This is a genomic window from Streptomyces sp. ASQP_92, from assembly GCF_025399895.1.
Classification (GTDB): Bacteria; Actinomycetota; Actinomycetes; order Streptomycetales; family Streptomycetaceae; genus Streptomyces.
In genome coordinates this window covers 288,997-306,056 of record NZ_JAODUA010000004.1, presented here as the reverse complement: position 1 = coordinate 306,056, position 17,060 = coordinate 288,997, and the positions used below count along the sequence as shown (strand labels likewise).

General features: G+C 69.8%; 15 protein-coding genes. 10 read left to right on the top strand and 5 right to left on the bottom strand.

All coding sequences use genetic code 11. The features are described from left to right. Positions 1-59 precede the first annotated feature (59 nt). Complete coding sequence (locus N4G70_RS13360) at positions 60-1,538, bottom strand: sugar transferase (RefSeq protein WP_261712810.1); 1,479 nt, start codon at positions 1,536-1,538, stop codon at positions 60-62. Between the two features lie 869 nt (positions 1,539-2,407). On the opposite strand from N4G70_RS13360, the gene N4G70_RS13355 reads away from it, so the two are divergent. The 5 genes from N4G70_RS13355 (at position 2,408) to N4G70_RS13335 (ending at position 8,065) form a co-directional block, all read left to right on the top strand. Then, complete coding sequence (locus tag N4G70_RS13355; protein ID WP_261712809.1) at positions 2,408-2,569, top strand: hypothetical protein; 162 nt, start codon at positions 2,408-2,410, stop codon at positions 2,567-2,569. A gap of 216 nt (positions 2,570-2,785) precedes the next feature. Continuing rightward, on the top strand, positions 2,786-5,080 hold the full coding sequence (locus N4G70_RS13350; RefSeq protein WP_261712808.1) for a type 2 lanthipeptide synthetase LanM: 2,295 nt from the start codon (positions 2,786-2,788) through the stop codon (positions 5,078-5,080). Continuing rightward, positions 5,077-6,282: a hypothetical protein gene (locus tag N4G70_RS13345; RefSeq protein ID WP_261712807.1), complete on the top strand. Its 1,206-nt coding sequence runs from the start codon at positions 5,077-5,079 to the stop codon at positions 6,280-6,282. Before N4G70_RS13350 ends, N4G70_RS13345 begins: the two co-directional genes overlap by 4 nt. Next, positions 6,279-7,607, top strand: coding sequence for a cupin domain-containing protein (locus N4G70_RS13340; RefSeq protein WP_261712806.1), 1,329 nt, complete (start codon positions 6,279-6,281; stop codon positions 7,605-7,607). The genes N4G70_RS13345 and N4G70_RS13340 overlap by 4 nt, the downstream gene beginning before the upstream one ends. Before the next feature lie 95 nt (positions 7,608-7,702). Next, positions 7,703-8,065, top strand: a complete 363-nt coding sequence (locus N4G70_RS13335; RefSeq protein ID WP_261712805.1) for a DUF805 domain-containing protein — start codon at positions 7,703-7,705, stop codon at positions 8,063-8,065. A 139-nt stretch (positions 8,066-8,204) separates the two neighbouring features. Here the strand turns inward: N4G70_RS13335 and N4G70_RS13330 are convergent, their stop codons facing one another. Next, the gene (locus N4G70_RS13330) at positions 8,205-8,546 is read right to left on the bottom strand and encodes a hypothetical protein (protein ID WP_261712804.1); all 342 of its coding nucleotides are present in this window, start codon (positions 8,544-8,546) and stop codon (positions 8,205-8,207) included. Positions 8,547-9,128: 582 nt separating this feature from the next. Here N4G70_RS13330 and N4G70_RS13325 point away from each other — a divergent pair. The 4 genes from N4G70_RS13325 (at position 9,129) to N4G70_RS13310 (ending at position 12,468) form a co-directional block, all read left to right on the top strand. After that, positions 9,129-10,880: an RICIN domain-containing protein gene (locus N4G70_RS13325; RefSeq protein WP_261712803.1), complete on the top strand. Its 1,752-nt coding sequence runs from the start codon at positions 9,129-9,131 to the stop codon at positions 10,878-10,880. Positions 10,881-11,090: 210 nt separating this feature from the next. Then, positions 11,091-11,675 (top strand): DinB family protein, encoded by a 585-nt coding sequence (locus N4G70_RS13320; RefSeq protein ID WP_261712802.1) that lies wholly within the window; start codon positions 11,091-11,093, stop codon positions 11,673-11,675. A gap of 13 nt (positions 11,676-11,688) precedes the next feature. Next, the gene (locus N4G70_RS13315; RefSeq protein ID WP_261712801.1) at positions 11,689-11,877 is read left to right on the top strand and encodes a hypothetical protein; all 189 of its coding nucleotides are present in this window, start codon (positions 11,689-11,691) and stop codon (positions 11,875-11,877) included. A 135-nt stretch (positions 11,878-12,012) separates the two neighbouring features. Next, positions 12,013-12,468, top strand: a complete 456-nt coding sequence (locus N4G70_RS13310; protein ID WP_261712800.1) for a bacteriocin immunity protein — start codon at positions 12,013-12,015, stop codon at positions 12,466-12,468. Positions 12,469-12,650: 182 nt separating this feature from the next. On the opposite strand, the gene N4G70_RS37010 is transcribed toward N4G70_RS13310, so the two are convergent. From N4G70_RS37010 to N4G70_RS13295, 3 genes are all read right to left on the bottom strand, one after another. Next, positions 12,651-13,337, bottom strand: coding sequence for an LAETG motif-containing sortase-dependent surface protein (locus tag N4G70_RS37010; protein WP_315904249.1), 687 nt, complete (start codon positions 13,335-13,337; stop codon positions 12,651-12,653). Positions 13,338-13,633: 296 nt separating this feature from the next. Beyond that, positions 13,634-14,389: an anti-sigma factor gene (locus N4G70_RS13300; RefSeq protein ID WP_261712799.1), complete on the bottom strand. Its 756-nt coding sequence runs from the start codon at positions 14,387-14,389 to the stop codon at positions 13,634-13,636. Next, positions 14,386-14,970: a sigma-70 family RNA polymerase sigma factor gene (locus N4G70_RS13295; protein WP_261712798.1), complete on the bottom strand. Its 585-nt coding sequence runs from the start codon at positions 14,968-14,970 to the stop codon at positions 14,386-14,388. Before N4G70_RS13295 ends, N4G70_RS13300 begins: the two co-directional genes overlap by 4 nt. 361 nt (positions 14,971-15,331) lie before the next feature. Between N4G70_RS13295 and N4G70_RS13290 the strand changes: the two genes are divergently transcribed. Further along, on the top strand, positions 15,332-16,960 hold the full coding sequence (locus tag N4G70_RS13290) for a molybdopterin-dependent oxidoreductase (protein ID WP_261712797.1): 1,629 nt from the start codon (positions 15,332-15,334) through the stop codon (positions 16,958-16,960). The last annotated feature ends 100 nt before the right edge of the window (positions 16,961-17,060 follow it).

The window sequence follows — 17,060 nt, the reverse complement described above, 5'->3', positions numbered from 1 at the left end:
CCCAGGCAGACCGCCCCGGCCCGCGGGCCATGGGCCCGCCGGACGACACCGTTCGCGCATCAGTAGGCCCCCTGCCCGTACAGCACCGCACGCAGCGTCTTCCACAAGATCACCGTGTCCAGGGCGAGCGACCAGTCCTCCACGTACCGCAGGTCGAGGCGGACGGCCTCCTCCCACGGCAGGTCGCTGCGTCCGCTGATCTGCCACAGCCCGGTGAGCCCCGGCTTGACCAGCAGCCGCCGCCGGATGTCCGGCCCGTACGCCGCGGACTCCTCGGGCAGCGGTGGCCGCGGGCCGACGAGCGACATCGATCCGGTGAGCACGTTGAACAGCTGCGGCAGTTCGTCGATCGAGTAGCGGCGCAGTACCGCACCCACCCGGGTCACCCGCGGGTCCCGGTGCAGTTTGAACAGCGGCCCCGCGCCCTCGTTGCGGTCGGCCAGTTCGGCCCGCGCGCTGTCGGCTCCGGCCACCATGGTGCGGAACTTGAGGATGGTGAACTCGCGGCCGTCCTTGCCCACCCTGCGCTGGCGGTAGAACGCGCCACCCCGGCTGTCGACGAGGACGAGCAGCGCGACGAGCGCCATCAACGGCGTGAACAGCATCAGCAGAACCGCCGCGCCCAACCGGTCGACGACCTCCTTGACCGCTCGGCGCCCCCCGGTGAAGGTCGGCATGCTCACGCGCAGCAGCGGAATCCCGAGCACCGCGTCGACGTGCAGCCTCGGCCCCGCCACCTCCATGAGGACGGGCGCGACGACCATCTCCACGTCACTGCCTTCGAGGTTCCACGCCAAGCGCTGCAACCGCTCGGGCGACCAGTGCGGGTCCGGCGTGACCGCCACGACCCGGTAGCCGTCGCGACGAACGTGGCCCGCGATGTCCGTCAGCGGGCCGACGACCGGCACTCCGGCCAGCTGGTCACCATCGACACCGAGGCCGTCCGTCGTGCACACCGCCTCCACCCGCCAGCCCAGATGCGGGAACTTGCGGGTACGGATGATCAGATCGCGGACGGACTCCGGGCTCCCGGCGGCGAGTACCGGCCGCAGGCACTGGCCCTGCTTGCGTCGTTTGTGCAGCCAGAGGCGGAGCAGGTAGCGCTCGGTCATGGTGACCAGAGCGATCGCGGGGATCGCGACGAAGATCCAGAGTTTGATGTTGCGCGAGGTGAGCGCGATGCCCTGGAGCGCGAGGACCACGGCGGACGTGGACAGAGCGCGTCCGAGCCGGCGGAATTCCTCGGCGCCCTGGCCGAGCACGGCCGGAGTCCAGGCCCGGCCCACCACCAGCGTCCCCAGCACCAGCAGTTCGGTGCCGAACGAGAGGATGCCCCATTTCTCGTGCCAGTTGGCCGCGTCACGGCCCCCGAAGAAGAGCCCGATCGCCATCACCACGAAAGACGTGGCCAGGGCGTCGCCGGTGATGACGGTACGGCGATACCGCTGCTCCCAGTCCATCGCGGGCCGGCTGATGACCCCGTTCGTCAGACGTCTGCGCGTCGACGGAAACGGGCTGACTAATCCCCCCTGCCGCATACGACCCCCCAGGTCGCCAGTGGTTCGTAGGGTTCGCGCAACACTGTTCCTCCCCCTGGGAGGCCCCCGCCTCCCGCACTGCCTCCCCCACGAAACCCATGCCCTTGGCATGACATTTCGGCTGTTCCAGTGCCCCTGAACACCCACACCGGCGGAAGCGGGCCGCATGGCCTGCCGGAATTGCCAGTCGTGGGAAACCAAACCCCCTAAACCCCGGGTGTTCCCCGCACCCGGGGCCCCCTGTGCGAACCCAAGAATTGATCACCCCCGCGGCCGGTGCCAGGGCATGGTTACTGGCCGTCCACAGCGCCGGACCTGTAGATCACTATTGGTCGCCTCGTCTCCGAGGAGCTGAAGCACGGTCAACTTAGACCAACGATGCCCATATGTAGAGAGGGTGTGCGCAATTTGTGCTCGGCTTTGAGACGTGATCCGCCGCTCCGGTCCCGTGCCCGCTTGCCGCCACCGCGCGCCCCTTGGCCCCTCCAGCCCCTGGTGACAGCACAGGCACACCAGGGAGTAACAAGGACTTCGCTCCTGCGCGGCGGTGGGTCGGGCGACGAATTCCCGCTGTTCACGCACTGCATCGTGGCGCTGTGAGAGCCCGGCGCGGACCGCCCGGCTTCTTGATCGTGCCGATGGCCGGGAGTCTGTCCAAAAGCGAGCCCCAATTTCCGCGGCGGGGTTTTAGCCGTGCCCGAGGGAGAAGCGCACGCAAACGAACTCTTGACAGGTGCATGGGCCATTGGAAGGCTTACACGCGCCAAAGACCCTGTGATCTACGGCAGTTACTCCGTGCGACCAAGATCTCTGACCGGGACATCCGATCGGAGTGGTTTCGTGTGTCACTGATGTGTCAGGAGGAAGCGATGAACACTGTTGCGGTCCAGGACTCCCCGAGCGCGGCGCCGGTCGCCGACGATGTGTTCGACCTGGTGATCGGCGATCTGGAGCAGGAGCTCCCGCAGGACGCGCCGACGCGTGCCGCGCAGGGCAGCACCTGCATACGGGTCTACTGCATCGTGGAGTGACCCTCTGACACGCATCAAGGGCGGTGCCGTCCGTCTGTGACGGCGCCGCCCGTATCTACCTGGCCGTGGCCGGGCGCGGACAGGTGGGGGAGTGCGATGCCGGAATCCTTGTGTGAGCTGAGCGCCGGAGAGGTGCCGACGACAACGCGGTATCGTCAACACCCTTCCGCTGTACGGACGTTGCTGGAGTCCATCGCTGCGGGGGGCGCCAAAGGAATGTTCCCGCCCGTCGTGGCGGACGGCCCGGACGGAACCGTCCGCATCGTGCGCCACCTCGGCGGCCGCGCGGAGGCCGAGGCCCTCGCGAACGCCCTGACCGACGACCGCTTCACACCTCTGACCACGGCGCTCGAACGGCTCGACACCTGGTGTCGGCGGACGGCGCCCCAGCAGAGCGGCAGGGTCGCCCCCGGGGTCCTCGACGTCACCAACGCCGAGCTGTTCGGCCCTTTGACCACGGAACTCTTCGAGGCGTGCGTGACCCGCACCGCCCGGAGGGCCGCCGACTTCACGGCATCGCGCGTCGCCCAGTTCGAGCAGTGCCTCGACCTCTTTCTGACCCGCCTCGCTCACGATCGAACCTCCGGCCTGCCCGATGTGCCGGGGCTCGACGGCCTGGTGACCGGAGTGCGGGCGCAGGGCGACGAGACACACAACGGCGGCGGGCGGGTGCTGCGGGTCGAGTTCGCCGGGGGCGGGAGGCTCGCCTACAAGCCGCGGCCGGCCTCCGGCGAGGTGCTCTTCCTCGCCGAGAGCGCCGAAGGAGCCCCGCCCGATTCCGTGTTCGCACTGCTCAACGCACTGCCCCCGGCGTCCGGGCCGGTACGCCTCCCGGTACTGCGGTGCCGGATGGGCCGGGGCGCCGACGCCTACTCCTGGCACGAATGGATCGAGCCGCCCGCATCGACCGGCGACCTGCGCGCCGAAGGCGAACTCGCCCTGCGCGGACCGGTATTGGACCCGATACGAGCCGCAGCCTTCTGGCGCCGGGCGGGCGCGCTGGCCGCTTCCGCCTTCGCGTTCGGGATCGCCGATCTCATGGGGCCCAACCTTCCGGCCGGGAGCCGCCCGGGGGACGACGGCCCCCTGCTGTACCCGGTGGACCTGGAGGTGTACTTCACCGACCTGGACCGGCTGTCCGGCACCGGACTCGTCCAGGGCCCGCTCGGCGTCGGACACCATCATGTGGGCCTGGAGAACGTGCCCCGCTGGTGCGACCTGGACGGCCCGCCGACGTGCTGGACCCAGGGTGGCGACGGGGTGCTGCGGCTGGCCCCCAGGACGCGGCCCCTCGCGCGCACCTGGACCCCGTCGGTGGTGGCGGACACGCGGGGACGCGTCGGGTACGGGCCGTACCTGGGCAGGATGCTGCGGGGCATGTTCGACGCCTGGACCCTGATGTGCCGCAACCGTGAGCACATCGCGGAGTTCCTCGCGAAGCGCGCCCCCGGCCATGTCGTACGCGTCCTCGCACGGCCCACCCGGGAGTATGCCGACTTCCTCGGGGCCGGCCCGGACGAGGCAACCGCCGCCTTCGCCCGCGATGAACGGTCCCAACTGGCGCGGGGCGACGTGCCGTACTTCTTCCGGAGTGCCGACGGCGGACCGTTGCGGGCACTGGACCCCCTGAGTGGCCGCGCCGTCGAGGCGCGGTTGCCGGAGCCCGACGACGGCCGCGCCGGGCCGCCCGCACCCGCCGTACGCGAGGGCCGCAGGCTCGACCTCGCGGGCCTCGGAATCGCGCTGCGCGACGCCGTCACCCATGTCCTCGCCGACCTGGACGGGCCCTACGTCTCACTCCAGGACGACGGCGTCCGGATCACCCTGCGGGGTCCGCACGACGGCGAGGTGTCCTTCGACTGGACCGAGACGAAACGCCGGATCACCTACTCATGGGACAGGACCACACTCCGGCTGCGCATCGAGGAGAGGGACGAGCCGACCGACATGCCCGCGGGGGACACACAGGTGCCGCGTCCGTCCGACGGCATACGGGAACGCCTGCAACGCCTCGCCCGACTGGACGCCGCCCTGCGCGAACCCTGGGCGGCGGGCGGCTTCACGGACACGGAACTGGAGCGCAAACTACGGAAGTTGACCGACACCGGCGCCGACTGGCTCGACGGAGTGATCGCGGAACACGGATGGCCGGGGCGGCGACTCGTGGGCGCCGAGGCCGCGGCCGTGGCGAGCCGGCTGGTACAGCACCTGGTGGACCGGACCGACTTCCAGCGGCGCTGTCTGCGTCTGGTCGAGCGGGCCGCGGCGGAGGGCGATGTGCCGTGGCGCGAGGTGGCGTACCTGACCGACGCACTGCGCTGGGCGGAAGGGCGGGAGCAGGTGTACGGGACGAAATTCCGCAGCGTGGCGGGGGAGCTCGTGCCCTGCCCGATCGAGGACGCCCCCCGCGTCGACCAACGCCGGGCCGGGGTCGGGCTCGGCCCGCTGAACGCATACGCCCAGCGATTGCGCGAGCATTTCGCGCCCGCGGCCGGGGGCCCCGCGCGATGAGCGACAAGAGTCAACAGCACGTTAAATGGGACGAGTTCGCGAGAGACCGCTGGGGACGCCGGCCCGGCCGGTTCACCGTCCCGGCGCCCGCGTCGGCCGAGCGGGTCCATGAGCTGGTGGTGAAAGCCGCCGAGCCGTTCCGCGTGGGCACCGTCTACGGCGCGCTGCCGAAGGTGCGTCTCCACACCTCGCGCGGATGGCTGGGCGCGCCGGGGCGGCTGCTCCCCGGTGCGAACGACGCCGATCCGGAGCGGTATCTCGCCCGCGCGGAAAGGGAGTTGGGCTTTCCGGGGTTGTTGCTGAGCGTGCACCGGCCGCTCCATCTCGATTACGCCCTGTGGGCGGCGGTGCGGGACGCGCTGACCGGACTGTGGCGCACGGTCGGCCATCCGTGCCTGCCCGTGGAAGCCGAGCTGACCGAGGCGCGACGGTTCACCTGGGACCGGGGCATGAGCGCACCTTCCGAGCACGCGGTGCTGATCTGGGTCCTCGAAGGGACCCTGGAGGCGACCCTGTGGCCGGGCACGGGCGGCCAACCCGTGGAACTCGCCGCCTGTGCCGGCGAGTTGCTGTACTGGCCGGACGGCTACCGCAGCCGGGAACGTCATGCGGAGCGGTGTGTGACACTGCGGGTCCATGTGCCCCGGGCGCCGCGCCTGGCCATGGCCGCGGTCAGGACGCTGCTCGCGGACGCCGTACACGACCGCCTCGGCCACGACGGATCCGTACCCCTGCTGCCCTTCCCCGCCCCCACGGCATCCGACGGCATGGCCCCCGTCGCGCAGGCACTCGCCGACGTCGGCGAGGCCGCCGGGGCGGCGATGAAGGACGAGCACCTGGCGCGGGCGCTCCGGGTGCGGTGGGCCGCCCTGCGCTCGTCGGCCGGGGTCGACCCCGCGCCCCCACCCCGCCCGACCGCACCCCCGGCCCCCGGGTGCCGCATCAAGGTGGTGCGCGAGATCATCCGGATACCCGACGGGCCACATCGCTGGATCTGGGCCGCCGAGGGGCATGCCTTTCCCGTAGGCGGCTCGGCGGGAGCCCGGATCGCCGAACAACTCGTCCCGGGTCGTGATCTGACGGTGGCTCAGCTCTGTCGAACGGTCGGTGCCGACGAGAACAACACGGCCGTCCTCTCCCTCGTCGCCAAGCTGGCCGGGTTGCGAGCGATCGAGCTGCTGGACGAGGAGGCAGGGCTGTGACGGGGAGCGCGCGGCACAAGGGACACCAGGTCATCGTCGAAGAGCGGTTCACCTGGGCTGAATTCATCTCGCGTCATTGGGACCGGCAGGCGGTGCTGTACAAGTCCGTGCAGCCGACGCCCTTCGACGAGAACGAGGTGTTCCAGGCGGCGCTGCGCGCGACCGAGGCCCCCGATCCCCATCTCATCCCGCCGCACGCCCAGTTCGCGGTCGGACGCTTCCAGCAGACGGCTCCCGAAAGCTGGCTGCCTCGGGCCTCGGACCGTACGTTCACGGGCTACGGCAGGCGCCTGGCGACCACGGACGCACAGGTGCGCTCGGACGGTTACGCCCTGATGGTGCACGCCTTCCACACCTTCCACGCCGCGCAGTGGGAACGCGAGCGCTCGTTCTTCGCGGGGCTGTGGGAACACGTGGGCCTGCCGACCACGGGAGCGATCACCACGCTCTTCCACGGTACGTATGAGCACACGCCGGTCGGTGTGCACAAGGACCGCTTCGCCACCTTTCTCTTCGCGGTCCAGGGCCGCAAACGGATGCGTTTCTGGACGCGGCGGCCATGGACCCACGCGGCGACCACGGTCCTCGACTACGAGCCCTACCTCCAGGACTCCTTCTCCGCGGAGGTGGAGCCCGGGGACCTGCTGTACTGGCCGGCCAGTCACTACCACGTGGGTGAAAGCGTGGGGAAGTCGATGGCGACCAGTGTCAACGTGGGGGTGCCCCGGGAGAACCATCGCGCGGTGTACGACCTCGACGACCTGCTCGTGGAGCACGACGCCCGATCCCTGATGGACCCGGACGCCGCGCTCGCACGGCTGCCCGCCGTTCCGGCCTCGCTGTCCGTCCCCGACGCGGCGACGCCCGGCCTGCCCGCCGCCCTCGATCAGGCGCTCAGCGCGTTCGGCACGTACACCGAGACGGCGCGTATGCGGGACCGGGCCGTCGTGCAGTCGTTGCGGACCTGGACGGCGGGCGGCCTGCGTCCGACGCCCCCGCCCGAGGAGCCACGCACTTTGCGTGACGAGACGCTCGTGCGCGCGGTCACACCGGTGCTGTGGGGCGAGACCGAGGACGCGCGGGTATGCGCGACCAACGGTCACGCGGTGACCACCGCGCTGGACGCGCGGTGCGTGACCCGCATGCTGGACCTCTTGAGCGGACCGGGTGTCCCGGTGGGCGAATTGCTCGGACGCCTCACGGACGGCCCCGCCGCGCAGAGCGCCGCCGACGCACTCCCCGCGAACAGGACGGGCGCGCGTCGGCTCCTGGAGGTCCTGGAGAGTTTCCGGGGGGTGGGGCGGGTCTGGGCGCCGAACGAATAGCGGTTTGACCAGTCCTTTATCCGTGCCTTACGTTCCTCCCCTTGGCTTGTCCGCTTGAGGCAGGTTCAGCAAGCTGTCCCGTGGGGGGATCAATCATGCATTACTACATTGACGTGCTGAAAAAGTATGCGACGTTCCGAGGCCGTGCCACGCGCGCGGAGTTCTGGATGTTCGTGCTGATCGACTCGATCATCAGCGTCGCGCTCTACTTCGGCGGGCCGGAGCTGGGACTGGGCATGGCGCCCGTGGTCATCTACACGGTCGCGACGATCCTGCCGAACCTCGCCGTGACCGTCCGCCGTCTCCACGACACCGGCCGGTCCGGCTGGGTGGTCCTGGTCAACCTCATCCCGTTCTTCGGCATGGTCATCCTGCTGCTCATGTGCGCCAACGAGAGCTCGACGGACGAGTCGTACGGCCCGTACCCGGGTACGGCGCTCCCGCTCTCCGCCGTCTGACACACGTACACGCGGGCCCCGGCGACGCCATCTCAACGGCCGCCGGGGCCCGCGGTGTTGTGCACGTTTTCGAGGTGGCGGGATCGGCGGAGAGACGGGCTCGCGGCCGCCTGTCGGAGCCGGCGGCGAGGTGCCGTGCTCAGAGATTCGTCTTCTCGACCCGGCTGACGATGCACTCTCCCGCCAGGGTGCGCATGTCGGTGTCAGGGGTGGTGGCCACGTCGGTGACCGTGTTCACCGCGGTCTGTCCTGGGGCGAGGTTCTTGACGGTGAGCGTAGGAGCGTTCAGCACCTGGCGGTCCGAACTGCGCAGGTAGGCCAGCCTCACGGTGTAGCTCGCCGACCGCTCCGTATTGCCGTTGGTGACGCGGTACGTATACGTGACCTCGCCGGTGACGTCGGTCTTGCGCTTCAGTTCGCAGCTGTCGATCGTGACGTCGTACTCGCCATACGTGGTGCTGCTGCGGGTCGGGGACGGCACTGGAGTCGAACTCCCGCTGTCAGTACCGCCGTTGACGCTTCCGCCGCTGCTGTCACCGGCGCCGGACGTCCCGACGTCGTCGCTCGACGAGCTGGAACCGGACCCCGAACCGCCGTGGTGTCCGCACCCACCTCCCCCCGAACGACGTCCCCCCGTCAGAGCGACGAGAACCACCGCGAACACGGCTATGGACCGGACATGGCGAAGCTTCACGTGGGACCCCCGTCAATTGAAGTGAGCGCCAAATGGCCTGACTTGGCGGCCGGAATACCGTAACAGCGCGTCTGGTCGAGGACTGAGAACCCGTCAAAGGAATCGGGACGTCGCCCCTCTTCGGACCGCGTTTCACCGCGATTTCACGGGCGTGACCTAACGTCTGGCCAACGCCTTCGACACGGTGCCACCGGGACCTGTCACATGCTGCTGCACCGATGTGTTCCCGAATACCAGCGAGTGCGCTCGGTCGGTGGCTCGGGGTTGCTGCCGAGCCCTGCCGGGCTCGAATCAATTCCTCGGGTGCAGACGGCGTGAGCGTCCCTCAAGCGCCGTCCGAGACCAGGGGAAGAAATCATGTACAAGCGAATGGCGAGAGCCGCAAGACTTCTGAGAGCGCCTGTCGTCGCGCTGGCCCTCGCGGGTCCCTTGTTGGCCGCGATCCCGGCGAGCGCGGCGACACCGGCCGCGGCCGCGACGGACACCTACACGTTCACCAATGGTGACGGCACCCTCAACGCTACGGGCAACAACGACGGTAACCAGATCTCCGTCACCCCGGACGGCACCAACTACACGGGCTTCCGACTGATCAAGCTCGGCGCCCCCGGCACGTTCAACATCGCCAGCACGTCCAGCGGAAAATGTATTTACGCCACCCAGCCCGCCCAGCAGCAATCCTGCGGTAAGGACGGCGAGCAGTGGAACTTCCGCCCCGTCGACGGCAAGCCCAACACGTTCGGCATCGTGCGCCGTGACGAGTCGACCGGCACCGAATACTGCATGGACAACCGGGGCGGTCTCCACCTGTGGGGGATCCTCGCCCAGCCCAACCCCTGCAACGGCTCCGCCGGACAGGAGTGGACGGTCCCCGCCGCGAAGGCGGCCGAGGCCAGGCAGCTCGCCCTGGACTACTACAGCTCCCTGTGTTCCCGGAAGACCGCCACGTGCTCGTGGACGGAGAAGTCGGAGGGCCAGCCCGAGGCGCTGCCCCGTCAGCCCGCGTCGTCGGTCTGGTACAACGACACCGGCGACAAGGTGACGCAGGTCTTCACCACCATCTACCACTCCGGCTGGGAGCAGTCGTTCGGCGTGGGCCTGTCGTCCGCGGTCGGGGTGTCCGTCCCGGTCCAGGCCATGATTTCCACCCAGCTCATGACGACCACCACCTACCAGTCCGACGAGTCGACCATCAACGGCATCGCCGTGACCGTGCCCCCCAAGAACTACGGATGGGTCGACTTCGCGGCCGTCGGCAAGAAGGTCACGGGTACGTGGACGTTCGACACCGACAACCAGCCGTGGACGACGGACGCCACCGTGACCGTCCCCGTCATCAATTCGGCGGCCGGCTCCACGATGTACGTGGCCCACACCAGCCCGAACCAGCCCGGCACCACGAACGTGACGAGCGCTGACGCGCCGGCGCTGACCATGGCCACGAAGGCCTCGTTCACCCCGGACCTCCCCGACGGCACCACCGCTTCGCAGGACGGCCCCAACAAGCTGAAGCTCACCGACACCGCCACGGGAAACACCATCGGCACCATCAGGCCGAGCACCGTCGTGGACACCAAAGGGACGACCCACTCGGTCGGTCTGACCATGTCCGGCAACGTCGTCACGCAGACCATCGACAACGCGCCCGGTGACACCATCGACGGCTCGATGACCATGCCCGCCGTCAGCTACACCCCCGTGAAGGCGGCTGCGGCCCCGGCCGCCAAGGCCGCTTCGTTCAATGGCGCGTCCACGGGTGTCGCGTCCACCGGCATCGCGTCCACCGGCGTCGTGAACGCCGGGTTCACACACGCCGCCACCCCGGGATACACCTCGATGAGGCCGATGGGCGCGGTGCGCCCCGCGATATGGCCGATTCCCGAAAAGGAGCACCCGAGGAACTCCGAAGAGTGGAACAAATGCATGGCGAAAATCCTCGGTAAGAGCATGGGGGAGGGCGCGGTCCTGTCCGCACTGCTGGGCGCCGCGGGGACCGGTGCTTCGGTCGGCGCTGCCGCAGGCCCTGAAGGCGCGGCGGCGGGCGCCGCCGTCGGTCTGCTGACCGGTGCGGTCAAGGGGCTCGGCAAGGCGTACTACGTCTGCGGTACCGACCCGGGCTGATCCACGCCGATCTGACGCACGCAGCGCCGCTCGGCCGGGGTTTCCCGGCCGAGCGGTTTGCCGGCAGGACCCGGCGCCGCTCGCGGGTGGTAGGTGCCTGTCCGAGGGACATCGACTCAACGCCATACGGCGGGGCCTCGGCTCTGCCAGTCATTGCGAACCACGTACGGATGTTGAGGCCACGAGCAGCCCATGGCAGGCTCATGCCGCATGATCGATGACTTCGCGAAGGACAACTTGCACGGGAGACTGCGACGGGAGCGCGAGGCGCTGCTGTGGAAGCTCGATGGCTTGTCGGAATACGACGCCCGCCGGCCTTTGACGTCGAGTGGGACCAACCTCCTCGGACTCGTCAAACACGTGGCCTGCGTCGAGGCGAGATACTTCGGCGAGGTCTTCGACCGCCCTTCCCCTGAACCGCTGCCCCGGTGGCAGGACCACGACGGCAGCGATCTATGGGCGAGCGAGGACGAGACGCGCGATCAGATCATCGAGTTCTGTCGGCGCACGTGGAAACACTCGGACGCGACGATCAACGAGCTTCCCCTTGACGCCCCGGGCCACGTGCCGTGGTGGCCGGAGCCGTATCTCCATACGAACCTGTTCGCCGTCATGGTTCATGTCCTCGGCGAGTCCATGCGGCATGCCGGTCACGCCGACATCCTGCGCGAGGGCCTCGACGGCCGGACCGGGCTGCGCGCCGAACACGCGAAGCAGGTCGACGAGGAAGCCCGCGCGGCCTACCGCGCGAAGATCGAGCAGGCCGCCAGGTCGGCCGCATCAATCGCGCCTTGAGGTTGTCTCACCCATGATCGACCCCGCCGCTCCCGTCGCCGACAGTCCCGTCGTCGCCGAGGCCGAGATCCTCGATGCCGAGGGTCGGCCCATCGGCGGGGTGCTGGTCTTCGCCCAGGCCGGCTACCTGTCCTATCTGGAGACGTACACCTGGCTCGACCAGCAGATCACTCGGTTCCCCTCGCCCGACCGCCTTCGCTGACGCTTCCAAAAGATCCAGGACGGTGGGTGTATCTGCCCCAACGGATCCTGGGAATGGGGCGGTTGGGGCCGTTACTGAAGCCACTCAATCTCTCCGGCGACGGTCGTGCAGGCCCTGGTGGACATAATTCCAGCCATGGACCTGAGACCGGAGTTGTTGCCCCCGCCCGTGAGCCGACAGCGGTTGGATGAGCTGAGCGCCGAGGTGGGGCGGATCGCCGGCCTGTTGGAAGCCGGCTCGGACGCGGCAAGCGATGCGATTGCTGCCTTCAAGGCGATGACTGGGCACGATTACGATGCTCTCGACTTCGCGGGGTACGACGGCAGCAGGAGCCTGGAGGAGTTTGCGAGGGAGGCGGCCAGGCCGGCGCGGCCCCGGGTCGCGGACATCACCCGGGAAGAGCTCGTCGAGATCGTTCGCCGACTTCTGACGGCTGACCCGGAGATCGACTACTACCTGCGAGTCCTTGAGGCGAACGTGCCGCATCCCCGGGTGAGTGACCTCGTCTTCCACCCCTCCGACGCTCAACAAGAGGTGTCCGCGGAGGGGATTGTTGATGAGGCGTTGACGTACCGGCCGATCGCGCCCTGAACTGCGGAGGAGGGCAGCCGGCCGTGTCCTGCTGTTCGGCCAGGCGCAGGCCCTCAGGGTGCCAGTCGCGCATGGCGGCCCGGTGTGACGGCGTGGACGGTGTTTTCGGCGCCCGGATGGGGAGGTGGCGCCCCGCCCCGGTGGTCCGAGGGCGGGGTCACCGGAGCAGCCGCGCGGTGCCGTCAGCGGCGTGTCGTTGCGCCGCGGCGTCGCGCCGCGAACAGCACGCCTGCTCCGCCCGCGATCACCACGGCGGCCGCTCCGCCGATGAGGACGGTGTTGCTACCGCCGCCGGTCTCGGCGAGCCCGGTGCCCGCGGCCGGCGCGGACGCCGACGCCGAGGGGAGCGGGGACGTCGACGTTCCGGGCGCCGAGGCCGGTGTCGCCGCGGCGGACGGCGATGCCGAGTGGCCGGGGCCCGGGCGGGACGGGGCGCCGGAGGGGTGGGCGGAGGCGGAGGAGGAGGCGGAGGTGGCCACGCAGGGGCTGTCGGGGGAGACCGGCAGGTTCGTCAACCGCTCTTCCTTGAGGTCCCCCGCCGTCACATACACGTTCCACTGGTAACCCTGCATCCAGGGCACCAGGATCGTCGTGCTGACACCCGCCGCGGTGGGGTGCGCGATGTGCCCGGTGCCGACCGTCTCACCGTCGGTGCCCACCGCCATCCGTATGCGCACGCTGATGTCCGCGGGCTTGCCGGAAGGGTCCTTGTCCGTGATGGTGATGGCGGCCCGGGCCTTGCCCGTGCTGGTGTCGCACGTCGCCTTCGCGGTGAAGTCACCGATGGTGCAGGCGTAGGCGCTTCCGGAGGCCAGAAGCACGGCTGTCGCGGTGGCGGCGGTGACGGTGACGGCGCGCTTGAATGCCACGGGTCCCTCCCAGGGAACGTTCCACGAAAAGTGCCCGGACCGGGCACCCGTTCGTCGCGGGCGCGGACCCGCGGAAGGCCTCGATGGGGCCGGCGACCCGATCGGAGCGGCTCATCATCGCACCCCCGAAATCCGTGAACGCACCGGCCCCGGCTGTTGCCCGCCGCTCTACGCCGATTGCGTACCGCGTCGTCCCAAAAGCCACCCCTCATCCCCGTCGCATGCGCTTGCGCCGTCGGCCGCACCGGTGCCAACCGCCGTCTCTCTCCTCAGCCCGCCGCGGCCGACGGTGTGCCTCAGGCCCCGGGGATCGCCATGAGCGCCAGGGGAGTGGAGGTGGGCTGGGTCGAGCCGCCTGTCGGCTCGACGGTGATGCCCATCCCGGACGCCCGGCCGACGGAGCCGGACAGCAGGACCGCCTCGGTCGTCCGGTCGGGGTCCATCAGCCCGGCGGACCGCATCCCGCCCCCGTCGGCGAACCAGAGTTGGTAGACCTTGCCGGCGGGGGGCAGGGAGAGCCCGGAGGCCAGGAACACGGCCTGGTCGCGGCTGCGGGCGACGACGAGAGTGCCCTTCGCATCGCCCTGTAGCTGACCGGTGCTCGCCTTGGCATCGGGGGCCGCCAGGACGTCGGCGAGTTGCTGCGCTTGACGCCGGACCGACTGCGCCTGATCCCGCGCGGTGTCGGCCTGCTGATGCTGCCACGCGGCGATACCGCCGGACCCGATGGCCGCCGCCAGGCAGGCGGCCAGTGCGAACCGGTATGCGGTACGCCTGCGGCCGGCACGCCCTGTGGTCCGGCCCAGAGGTCTGGTGGGAGGCGGGTCCTGGCGGACGGTTCTGATCGTGCGCAGGACGTCCGCCTTGAGGGTGGCGGGGGGAGTGGCCGTCATGGCGAGGCCCAAACGCCCTGCGGTGGCGGTGAGTTCGCGGACTTCCTGGGTGCAGGATTCGCAGGCGGCGAGGTGGCGCTCGAACTCTTCGCGTTCTTCGTCGTCGAGCGCGTGCAGCGCGTAGGCGCCGGTCAGGGTGTGCAGGTCGGCGGCGGTCACGCGGTCACCCCCAGGCAGTCGCGCAGCCGGATGAGACCGTCGCGCAGCCGGGTCTTGATGGTGCCGAGCGGCACGGACAGCAGTTCGCTCACCTCGCGGTAGGTCAGGCCCCGGTAGTAGGCGAGGGTGACCGACTCGCGTTGCAGCTCCGTCAGGGTGCGCAGACAGCGGCGTACGGACTCACGCTCCAGGCGCGTCTCGACTTCTTCGCTCACCTCGTCGAAGGCGGGTGTCCGGGCGAGCAGGGCCGCTTTGTTCTCCCGTTCGGCCGACGCCTGGGCGGAGCGGACCCGGTCCACGGCCCGGCGGTGGGCGAGGGTGAGCACCCAGTTCATGACGCCTCCTCGCTCGGGCTCGTAGCGGGCCGCCGTACGCCACACGTCGACCAGCACCTCCTGCGCCACTTCCTCCGACTGCGCCGGGTCGCGCAGCACACTGCGCACCAGGCCGAAGACGGGATGGATGACCGCGTCGTACACCGAGGAGAACGCCTGCTCGTCGCCGCGCGCGGCCCTGGCCAGGAGCTCCGGCAGATCGGGTCCGACCTGCCGCGCTCCGCTGATGTGCACGGTCTCTTTCACCCGGCGATCCTCCCGGAAGTTCGTGGTTACGACGGTGATTCGAAACCGCGCGGCGGGAGGATTGGTGGGCGAGCGGAAAATCTTTGTACGTCCGGTCGCGGTGCGTCCGGTCACGATCGTGAGGCGGCCGGTTCCAGGGCCGGGGGCCACTCCAGCGGGCGGGCGGCCCAGCCTGATGCGGACGGCGGACGGCGCACGAGCACGGTGGACTGCGGACTGCGAACGGCAGTCGGCAAATGGCCATTCACCTGCGCCTATGCCGACCGAGAGGGCCAACGCCCCCCGTCAGCCGTACATCTGACGTAACTCGTTGGGATGAACGGCCAATCCCCCCGCCCATCGGCTCCGAATAAGAGCCGTGATGAAACTTCTGAGCAAAGGCGTTCGCCTTCCGCTCGCAGCCCTGTCCGGACTGCTCGCCGGCCTGGCCGCGCTGGCCGTCGCGGAACTGGTCTCGGCCGCGGTGCGGCCCGAGTCCGGACCGGTGATCGCGGTGGGCGGCGCGGCCATCGACCGCACGCCGCCCGCGCTGAAGGACTGGGCGATCCGTCACTTCGGCACCAACGACAAGCTCGTCCTCCAGCTCGGTATCCTCGCCGTCCTGGCCCTGCTGGCCCTGGTGCTCGGCGTGCTGGCACTGCGCTTTCGGCGCATTGGTGCCGCCGGGGTGCTCCTTTTCGGGGTCGTGGGAGCGCTGGCCGCGACCGGCCGTCCCGATTCGACGAGCGCGGCGGACGCTCTGCCGTCGGTGGTGGGATCGCTGGCGGGGGCGGGGCTGCTGTATGTCCTGATCGGCCGGCTCACCGCACGCCCCGGCAGCCCGACCGGAACATACGGCGCTTCCGACCCCGATGGACGGACCTCCACAGGGCCCGTGCGGGCCCCCACCGCGCCCGAGGGCTGGGACCGGCGCGGGTTTGTCATCGCCGCGAGCGCGGCGGCGGCGGCCTCGGCCGGCGCGGGTCTGCTCGGCAGGTCACTGAACAGCTCCCGAGGTGAAGGAGCGGTGGCCTCCCGCAACAGGGTGCTGCTGCCGAGCCCCGCCTCCGCGGCCCGGCCGATCCCGTCCGGTGCGGCCCTGCACATCCCGGGTATCAGCCCGTTCATCACCCCCAACGGCGACTTCTACCGCGTCGACACCGCCCTGGTGATCCCCAAAGTCGACGCCACCTCCTGGCGGATGAAGATCCACGGCAAGGGTGTCGGCCGTCCCCTCACGTTCACCTATCAGGACTTGCTCAAGCGCCAACTGATCGAGCGGGACATCACATTGACCTGCGTGTCCAATGAGGTCGGCGGCCCGTATGCGGGCAACGCCCGCTGGATCGGGGTGCCGTTGGCCGAGCTGCTCAAGGAGGCCGGGGTACGGCCGCCGTCCCGTGGAGGGCCGGCCGATCAACTGGTGGCACGGTCGGTCGACGGCATGACCATCGGCAGCCCGGTCGAGGACATCATGGACGGCCGCGACGCGATGCTGGCCCTCGGCATGAACGGCCAGCCCCTGCCGTTCGTGCACGGATTCCCGGTCCGCATGGTCGTACCCGGTCTCTACGGATACGTCTCGGCATGCAAGTGGCTCCAGGACCTGGAGCTGACCACGTTCGACGCGTACGACTCGTACTGGGTCAAGCGGTCCTGGGCGAAGAAGGCGCCGATCAAGACCGAGTCCCGTATCGACACCCCCAAACCGTTCGCCCGCCCCACGGCAGGCACGGTGATGATCGCCGGGGTCGCCTGGGCCCAGCACCGCGGGATCGACCGCGTCGAAGTGCGGGTCGACGACGGCCCCTGGATGCGGGCCGACCTCGCGACCGAGGACACCACCGACACCTGGCGCCAGTGGTCCCTGCCCTGGAAGGCCACAACCGGCGGACACACCTTGACGGTCCGGGCCACCGACCGCACCGGCCAGGTACAGACCGAACAGCGCACACCCACCATCCCGGACGGCGCCAGCGGCTGGCACTCGGTGGTGATCACCGTGGACTGACCGCGCCCCACCGTCCCATCCCAGGCCAACCACCACGATCCGTCCCCTACCCGTGCGGGCCAGGCCCCCGAGGGCCTGCCTCACATCACTTCACAGGAGA